General features: G+C 71.8%; 1 protein-coding gene. It reads left to right on the forward strand.

The window, feature by feature from the left end:
* Positions 1 to 2,006: type I DNA topoisomerase (gene topA / locus MCM47_RS39825; protein WP_238951732.1), on the forward strand; the 2,006-nt coding region annotated here is incomplete at both ends.

Below are 2,006 nucleotides of genomic sequence, written 5' to 3' on the forward strand. Positions count from 1 at the left end.
GGGGGCCGGCGCCACCCCCGCGCGGGCAAACCCCGCCCCGGGCCCCCCCCGGGGAGACCCGCCGCATCCTCGACCGCCTCTACGGCTTCGAGGTCTCGCCGGTGCTGTGGAAGAAGGTCATGCCGAAGCTCTCGGCCGGCCGCGTGCAGTCGGTCGCGACCCGCCTCGTGGTCGAGCGCGAGCGCGAGCGTATGGCCTTCCGCACCGCTTCCTACTGGGACCTGGTCGGCACCTTCGGCACCGGCCGCACCCCGGCCGACGCCGCCAACCCGGAGACCTTCGGCGCCCGCCTCTCCGCCGTCGACGGCAAGCGGATCGCCAGCGGCCGCGACTTCGGCCCGGACGGTCGGCTGAAGGCGAGCAGCACCAACACCCTGCACCTGGACGAGCAGGCCGCCCGCGCGCTGGCCGCCGCCCTGGAGCAGACCGCGTTCAGCGTCCGCAGCGTCGAGTCCAAGCCCTACCGCCGCTCGCCGTACGCGCCGTTCCGCACCACCACGCTGCAGCAGGAGGCCAGCCGCAAGCTGGGCTTCGGCGCCAAGCGGACCATGCAGGTGGCCCAGAAGCTGTACGAGAACGGCTTCATCACCTATATGCGTACCGACTCGACGACGCTCTCGGACACCGCCGTGGCGGCCGCCCGCGCGCAGGTCACCCAGCTCTACGGCGCCGACTACCTGCCGGACGCGCCGCGCACGTACGCCAGCAAGGTGAAGAACGCGCAGGAGGCGCACGAGGCCGTCCGCCCGTCCGGCGACCGCTTCCGCACCCCGGCCGAGACCGGTCTGACCGGTGACGACTTCCGGCTCTACGAGCTGATCTGGATGCGCACCGTCGCCTCCCAGATGAAGGACGCGGTCGGCCAGTCGGTCACCGTCAAGGTCGGCGGCCGCGCCGCGGACGGGCGGGACGCCGAGTTCTCCGCCTCCGGCAAGATCATCACCTTCCACGGCTTCCTCAAGGCCTACGTCGAGGGCGCGGACGACCCGAACGCCGAGCTCGACGACCGCGAGCGCCGGCTGCCCCAGGTCGCCGAGGGCGACCCGCTGGCCGCCGAGCAGCTCACCCCGGAGGGCCACGCGACCAAGCCGCCGGCCCGCTACACCGAGGCGTCGCTGGTCAAGGAGCTGGAGGACCGGGAGATCGGCCGCCCCTCCACCTACGCCTCGATCATCGACACGATCATCGGCCGCCGCTACGTCTTCAAGAAGGGGACGGCGCTCGTGCCGTCGTTCCTCTCCTTCGCCGTGGTCAACCTGCTGGAGAAGCACTTCGGCCGGCTGGTCGACTACGACTTCACCGCGAAGATGGAGGACGACCTCGACCGGATCGCCGCCGGTGAGGCGCAGTCCGTCCCGTGGCTGAAGCGCTTCTACTTCGGCGAGGGCGAGGGCCACGCGACCGGTGGCGCCGCCGAGGCCGGCAACGGCGACGGCGACCACCTGGGCGGTCTGAAGGAGCTGGTCACCGACCTCGGCGCCATCGACGCCCGGGAGATCAGCTCGTTCCGGATCAGCGAGGACATCACGCTGCGGGTCGGCCGCTACGGCCCGTACGTCGAGCGTGCCTCCGCCGTCGAGGGCGAGCCGGGCCAGCGCGCCGACATCCCGGACGACCTGCCGCCGGACGAGCTCACCGTCGAGCTCGCCGAGGAGCTGCTGGCCAGCCCGAGCGGCGACTACGAGCTCGGACCCGACCCGGTCAGCGGCAACATGCTGGTCGCCAAGAAGGGCCGCTTCGGCCCCTACGTGACCGAGATCCTGCCGGAGGGCACGCCCAAGACCGGCAAGAACGCCGTGAAGCCGCGCACCGCCTCGCTGCTCAAGACGATGTCGCTGGACACCGTCACGCTGGAGGACGCGCTGAAGCTGCTCTCGCTGCCGCGCGTGGTCGGCGTCGACGCTGAGGGCGTGGAGATCACCGCGCAGAACGGCCGGTACGGCCCGTACCTCAAGCGCGGTACCGACTCCCGCTCGCTCGCCAGTGAGGAGCAGATGTTCACGGTC

Source organism: Kitasatospora sp. A2-31 (genome assembly GCF_022288725.1).
Classification (GTDB): Bacteria; Actinomycetota; Actinomycetes; order Streptomycetales; family Streptomycetaceae; genus Kitasatospora.